At 40.4% G+C, this 7,027-nt stretch carries 4 protein-coding genes and 1 pseudogene; 3 read left to right on the top strand and 2 right to left on the bottom strand.

From position 1 onward, the window contains the following. Window positions 1–236 precede the first annotated feature (236 nt). Window positions 237–1,856, top strand: coding sequence for a methyl-accepting chemotaxis protein (locus GQR46_RS13935; RefSeq protein WP_165741262.1), 1,620 nt, complete (start codon window positions 237–239; stop codon window positions 1,854–1,856). Between the two features lie 71 nt (window positions 1,857–1,927). Here the strand turns inward: GQR46_RS13935 and GQR46_RS13930 are convergent, their stop codons facing one another. Beyond that, the gene (locus tag GQR46_RS13930; protein ID WP_033024250.1) at window positions 1,928–2,236 is read right to left on the bottom strand and encodes a YkgJ family cysteine cluster protein; all 309 of its coding nucleotides are present in this window, start codon (window positions 2,234–2,236) and stop codon (window positions 1,928–1,930) included. Window positions 2,237–2,281: 45 nt separating this feature from the next. Next, window positions 2,282–4,210 carry a RecQ family ATP-dependent DNA helicase gene (locus GQR46_RS13925; RefSeq protein ID WP_165741261.1) on the bottom strand — a complete coding sequence of 643 codons (1,929 nt, stop codon included), beginning with the start codon at window positions 4,208–4,210 and terminating at the stop codon, window positions 2,282–2,284. 299 nt (window positions 4,211–4,509) lie between these two features. Between GQR46_RS13925 and GQR46_RS13920 the strand changes: the two genes are divergently transcribed. Beyond that, on the top strand, window positions 4,510–5,814 hold the full coding sequence (locus tag GQR46_RS13920; protein ID WP_165741260.1) for an NAD(P)/FAD-dependent oxidoreductase: 1,305 nt from the start codon (window positions 4,510–4,512) through the stop codon (window positions 5,812–5,814). 131 nt (window positions 5,815–5,945) lie between these two features. Further along, a pseudogene (locus GQR46_RS13915) lies at window positions 5,946–7,027 on the top strand (cupric reductase); the annotation flags it as partial.

Genomic DNA, 7,027 nt, shown 5'->3' with positions numbered 1-7,027 from the left:
TCCCCATAAAAAGAAAAATGCCAGTCAGCTTAACTGACTGGCATTAGGCATTTAGCCCCTTTTTTAATGCCTGAAAAACACTCCTCACAAAAGTTACGCTTGTAAACTAAATTAACAAATACCCCTTATTGCTAATAAAGCTTCAGTTTATAGGGCATAATGCCGATATTATTTTGAAATTATCACTAATAATGCTGGCTCCCCTCACTGGTATTAACTCAAACTTGGAATCATCCATGACAATAAACATGCGTTTAGCGACCGGTTTTGGCGTAATTTTATCAATGATGCTTATTTTAACCATCATTGGCATTTCCCGCGTTAGCCTCATTAATAATAACATTACCCACATGACCGACGTAAACTCGGTAAAGCAGCGTTACGCTATTAACTTTAGAGGCAGCGTACACGACAGAGCCATAGCCGTGCGCGATGTAGTGCTAATTAGCGATCAAAACAATTTACGCACTGTTTTAAATAACATAAAAGAGCTAGATGGTTTTTACCAAACATCTAGCCGCTCTATGGCTAAGCTAGTGGGTAATATGAATAATGAAGAGCGCGCTCTAATTAATAAAATAAATCAAATAGAGCAGCGCACTCAACCTTTCATTCAAGGTGTAATAAACGCTAAAAATGCAGGAAACCTAAACGAAGCTGAGCGCATTTTATTAACCGATGCGCGCCCTGCGTTTACCCAGTGGCTAAATGTTATAAACCAATTTATAAACCTTCAAGAGCAAGCAAATCAAACCACCACTATTGATACTCTCGATATTGCCAGCTCGTTTAAAATTTGGATGATTTCGCTCACCGCACTTGCCTTTTTAATAGGCATAAGCGTTGCGTATGTTATTAGCCAACTGATCAGAAATTCAGTAGGTGGCGAACCACAAGAAGCCGCAGAAGTTATTGCCCTTATAGCCCAAGGCGACTTAAGAGGCGATGTACAGTCGTGTTGCCCAAATAGCATGATGGCTTCTGTAGGGGTGATGCAATCTAAATTAAAAACCATTGTAGATAGCATTATTAACTCATCTGAAGAGCTTTCTACTCACTCTGCAAGCGTAGCGTCTGGCTCGCAGCAAGCACTTAGTGCCGCTGACGCACAAGTAACTTATACAAACTCGGCAGTAAGCAGCCTAGAAGAAATGAGCCGTAGTATCCATGCTGTAGCCGACTCAGTTAGGCAAACAGAAGATAACTCAAAAATAACCGCGCAATTATCGCAGCAAGGTAGTATTGCAGTGCAAAAAGTAGCGGCCGAAATTGAGCAAATCTCAGTAACCGTAAAAGCCACAGTTACCCAAGTAAACGTGCTGCAAGAACATGTAAAACACATTGGCGATATTTTAAGTGTGATCCGCAGTATTTCTGATCAAACAAACTTGCTTGCACTAAATGCAGCAATAGAAGCTGCAAGAGCAGGCGAAACAGGCCGAGGGTTTGCTGTTGTTGCTGACGAGGTAAGACAACTTGCCCAGCGCACTGGCGACGCAACAGGCGATATTGAAAAGATGATTTTGCAAGTACAAGAAAACACGCAAGCGTCGGTAACAGCTATGGAAACCACAGTACCACAAGTAGAAAATGGCCTAACGCTTACTCACGAAGCAAACGAGTTACTGCATCAAATACAGCAACAAGCTAACGATTCATTAAGTAATGTGCTTGAAATTGTTGAATCAACATCAAACCAAGTAGCCACCGTGGCGCAAATTAGTACTGGCGTAGAAGAAATTGCCAGTATGTCCAAAGAAACCAGCATGTCGCTTAACAGTAACGCACAAGAAGCTGTTGCATTAGCTGACCTTTCAAACACGCTTAAAAAGTATATTAGCTACTTTAAAGTTTAATTTTTATAGTAAGCAATAAACAAAGGGGCTTTTAAGCCCCTTTGTTATTTATGTACATTAATAATAGCGGACTATATACCTGCTAAATCGCGCTCGGTAATACACTCACCCGACGCCATTTCAAACTCGCGACATACTAATGGGCGGTTTTCGTAAATAGAGCACATAAGCGTATTACGGTCGAGTGCTTGGCACCAACCGTCGTCAGCACGTTTCATTACTTCGCTGCCCCATTTATCGTATTCAATATAATGAAATGGTACGCCGGTGTCGGTCACTATGCGCACTTCTAATTGGCAACAACAGGCTTGGCAGTTAGCACACGTAACGGGCTCTGGGGTAGTAGAAATATTTTCAACGGGAATAACAATATGAGGCATAGTGGCTTACTTTTTTGAATAAGCCACTAGGATACAGTAACTAATTTAACGCGCTAGTAGTTTTGCTTTAATATCGCTGTAACGCATTTGCTCGCACAGCGCAAAACCACTCAGTTGGCGTACTTTATTACGCGCAAATAACGGCACACTCATCCCCGCTAAAAAGCGGCATTGGGTTTCAATCCCCACATTATGATTACCTTTGCCTGCCATATGCGCTAAAAATTCATCTACCTTTTGATAAATAAGTTGCTCGTCAATATATGCAGGCTCTATAGAGTACTCAAGCTTAACCGCATGGCCTCTACACACACTACAATGCCCACATTGATCAGGTGCATTTTGATCGTCAAAATAGCGCGCTAAGTTATAGCTTAAGCAACTTTGTAGCTCAAAAAAGCGTACCAGTGCAGCAATACGTTTAATTTCGGCTTGTTCTTTATCGGTAAAGTAGTCATGAAGTTGCTGGGCAAGTTCTGGGTTATTTATAACCCCTCCATGCACTTTGTATACTTGGGTAATACGTTTGGTTTCGAGCGTTATTAGGTTTTTTTCGGCTAGGTAGTCAAGAGCAGCCACTACGCGTTTGCGATCAACCTGCGCGGCTTGCGTAAGGGAGTCAAAATTTAGCGTGCCCCATATTTTTTTAAAATCGGTATGGCTAAATATTTGCGTTAAAAATGCTTGGCGTTGCTCATCAAAATGACCAAGTAGCTCGTTTTTATCAACCAAAAATTTGTATTTAAAATCGGCGTAGTAAGCATATTGTGGCGTTATTGCGCCTTGCATTTCAAGCTGTACTAACAAGGTTTTAAGGGCTAGTTGCCTAATATTACTTTCGCTTGAAAGGCTGTATTCTTGCATTTCCCATTGCTGGTCGCTTTGGCGAATATCGTTAATTACGTATTCAATCCCGCTAAGCTCAGGGGTGTCGCCATATACAAAGTTTTCTACCGTATTTAGGCCGTCTAGGTTAGCAAGCGTGTAGCAGTTTGATGGATCGCCATCGCGCCCTGCTCGGCCAATTTCTTGGCTGTAGTTTTCTATCGATTTAGGTAAGTCGTAATGTATAACAAAGCGAATATCCGATTTATCAACGCCCATACCAAAGGCTATGGTTGCCACTACAACGTTAATTTTACCGCCCATAAAGTCATCTTGAATTTGCCAGCGTAGCGTATCTTCAAGCCCTGCATGGTAAGCAACGGCATGCACACCTTGCGCACTTAGCACATTAGCAACTTGCTCAGCGCTTTGCTGTAGCGTTACATACACAATACCAGGGCCACTTTGCGCGCGTACAATGTTGGCAAGCTCGGTGTTTTTATCGGCGGTTTTAACGCTCAGCACGCTTAAATCTAAATTAGCGCGGTAAAAGCCCGTTTGCACAATGCACTCAGGCGCAATAGCAAAGCGCTCTGCCATATCGCGTTTTACTTTTTTAGTGGCCGTTGCAGTAAGTAACAACACTAAAGGAATATTAAGCTCTTCGCGGTAACGCGGCAGTTTAAGGTAGTCGGGTCTAAAGTTATGGCCCCATTCTGATATACAGTGCGCTTCGTCTACCACTAACATCGAAAGCGCCACTTGGCTTATAAACTCTCTAAAACGCTCGTTTTTAAAGCGCTCAACCGACACCATTAATACTTTAATTTTACCGTTTCGCACATCATTCATTACGGTGCTGCTTTGCATTTGATCTTGGCTCGAATCAAGGCTGGCAGCATAAATACCTTTGCTATTTAAAAAGCTAATTTGATCTTTCATCAATGCAAGTAAAGGCGAAACCACTAAGGTTAAATTTGGTAAATGCAACGCAGTTAATTGATAGCACAACGATTTACCCGAGCCGGTCGGAAATATAGCCAACGACGATTGACCATTTAAAAGCTGCTCTATAGTTTGTTGTTGCCCTGTTCTAAACTGGCTAAAACCAAAGTGCTGCTCAAGTGATTGAATTAGTGGCGTGGTCATAAATGTCCTTTTGATGGCTAAACAATAGTCATGCTTATAAAAATGCGGTGTAGATAAAATATTTGCAACTCGGTGTAGATAAAATATTTGCAACTCGGTGTGTATGAAATATTTGCAACTCAGTATACAACAAATAACATTATTTATTGCTGACATCGGTTTTATTTAGGCGCAAACTAGGCACCCATAAAATGAGTAGTAACTACTTGTTGCCAAAATAATTTATTGATACCCAAGTCACCTTAAAAAACTAATAAAAATACAGATCACTTGGGTATATTATTTTTAAGGGCAACGTTATGAGTATTACAATACCTAAAATCGTCGTTATTGGCGGTGGTGCTGGCGGATTAGAACTTGCAACCCAACTGGGGCATAAGCTAGGGAAAAAAAAACAAGCAGATATACTGTTAATAGACAAAAACCGTACCCACATATGGAAGCCGTTACTGCACGAAGTAGCGACAGGCTCTATTGACCCTGATTTAGATGGCGTTGTGTATTCAGCCCATGCCGCAAAACACCATTATCGTTTTCAACTTGGTACCTTTTGCAATATAGACCAAAGCAATAAAACAATTACCCTCTCCCCATTAAACGACGAGTTAGGCCACACTATTTTACCTGGGCGTACAGTTCGTTACGATCACCTTGTTATTGCCATCGGCAGCGTAAGTAACGACTTTAATACCCCTGGTATAAAAGAGCACTGCTACTTTTTAGATTCAAGCCAACAAGCAGAGCGCTTTCAGCACTCATTACTAGATAGCTTTACGCGCCTTCATCAAGACGACAACCAACAGCAATCACTTAATATTGCCATTGTAGGCGGCGGTGCTACGGGTGTTGAACTCTCAGCTGAGCTTTACCATGTGTCTGAGCTATTAAAGCTTTATGGCTTAACAAATATGTCGTCTAAGCGTTTGCATATTCATTTAATTGAAGCCGGCCCGCGTATTTTACCTGCATTACCAGAGCGTATTGCCGTAAGTGCCAAACGCGAGCTATTAAAGCTTGGCGTAAACGTGCGCGAACAAACGCAAGTAAAAGAAGGCACCGCACAAGGCTTTATCACCAAAGATGAAGAACACATTGATGCCGATATAATGGTGTGGGCGGCAGGCGTAAAAGCACCTGATTTTATTAAAGACTTAGGTATTTTTGAGCTTACTCGTAGCAACCAAATTCAAGTAAACGAGTTTTTACAAAGCACCGTTGACGAAAGCATTTTTGTATTAGGCGATTGCTGCGCATTTACCCAAGCCGACGGCAAGCAAGTACCACCACGCGCACAATCGGCGCATCAAATGGCGTTATGCGTCGAAAAAAATCTCATCGCCACGTTAAAGCAGCAACCACTACGCGGCTTTAAATACAGCGACCATGGCTCGCTAGTTAACTTATCGAGCTACAGCACGGTAGGTAACTTAATGGGCAACCTAACCAGCAATACCTTTTTTATTGAAGGTAAAATTGCCCGCTTTATGTATATATCTTTATATCGTATGCACCAACGCGCCATACACGGTAGCGCAAAAACCTTTGCATTATGGATAAGCGAAAAAGTACTGCGAGTAGTGCGCCCTAAAATGAAATTGCATTAAAAGCAAACTGAATTAGCAGCCTATAAAATGGCTTTAATAAATTAATACTTTATTAAAGCCTCTTACACTATTAGTATCTAAAATAGTACCATGTGGATAATTGAAATAGTGAACCTAAAGGATTAACGTTTATGAAAAAAGGACCCCTGGCGCTTATTGCCATTGCTACGGTTGTATTGGCAACTTATATATTTATAGCTCAATCCAGCTCACCAGTAGTAAAGCAAAATTTAAAACCTGCCTCAAATATAGTTCAGCCCAAAATAAAACAACAAAAGCAGATCGTTCAAGCATCCCCACAACAGAAAGTAGTAAAACTAAAACACGAAATTAGCCTTTGTAAAAATAAATCGGCTGATAAAGCATACAAAATAAATAAAATAAACCAATCGCTTACTTTATTTTTTAAAAATGAACTCAACAAAGGTACTTCTGTCGCCGACCTATTAATGTATTCAGGTTTGTACGAGGCACCTTATCAGTCATATACAACGCTACTTAAAGAAGCGATTAAAGATAAACAAAAAAAAGACTATAAAATAATTGAAAGCATAGCTATTTTAGCTGACTGGCAAGGCATTGAAGCTATTCAAAATTTCACCACTGATAAAGTAAAAGAGATGGTGCAGCAGTTAGGTTCGGCTACCCAAAGCCCTGCTGGTTTAACATTTAACGTTCCACTTGATGAAAATGTAAAAAAAGAAACCCTCTATGCACTATTAAACAATTCCGACACGTTTACCACTTATTTGCAGTCGTTTATTCGTATTGAAGGTAGTAATGTTATCTCTCCCGCCACGCTACTTATGCTCAATGCAAATAAACTTTCAATTGACGAATTTGAGCATGTAATCGCAGTAAATCAATTTACGGTAAATGAACTCGCAGTAGCTATAAATAACGGTCTACCTAATGAGTATATTTTTGCGTTAATGAAGCAAGTACCTTCACTTAATGATATGCCTATTTATGACAATTTTACCGTTTTATATAACTTAGCCGATTTAGCTATTAGCCAATTTAATTTACCCTTAGTAAAAGCATTAAAACAAGCAGGAGTCTCGCCAACCAATAAAGCAGGCCTATTTACAGCGTTAGATATTGCCATAATTAATTTACCTAAAAACGGAAACTTAACTTTAGAAGATTTAGATAAAAGTAAGACTGATATGATGGATTACTTAATCGCCGAAGGATATAAAGCCCATGGTGA

This window comes from Pseudoalteromonas sp. Z1A6 (genome assembly GCF_011378745.1).
Taxonomy (GTDB): Bacteria; Pseudomonadota; Gammaproteobacteria; order Enterobacterales; family Alteromonadaceae; genus Pseudoalteromonas; species Pseudoalteromonas arctica.
This window is presented reverse-complemented; position numbering and strand designations above follow the sequence as displayed.

What these genes read in the sequence shown, in the direction of transcription:
- GQR46_RS13935 (WP_165741262.1), top strand. Translation starts at nt 237, where the DNA reads ATGACAATAAACATGCGTTTAGCGACCGGTTTTGGCGTAATTTTATCA.
- GQR46_RS13930 (WP_033024250.1), bottom strand. Translation starts at nt 2,236, where the DNA reads ATGCCTCATATTGTTATTCCCGTTGAAAATATTTCTACTACCCCAGAG.
- GQR46_RS13925 (WP_165741261.1), bottom strand. Translation starts at nt 4,210, where the DNA reads ATGACCACGCCACTAATTCAATCACTTGAGCAGCACTTTGGTTTTAGC.
- GQR46_RS13920 (WP_165741260.1), top strand. Translation starts at nt 4,510, where the DNA reads ATGAGTATTACAATACCTAAAATCGTCGTTATTGGCGGTGGTGCTGGC.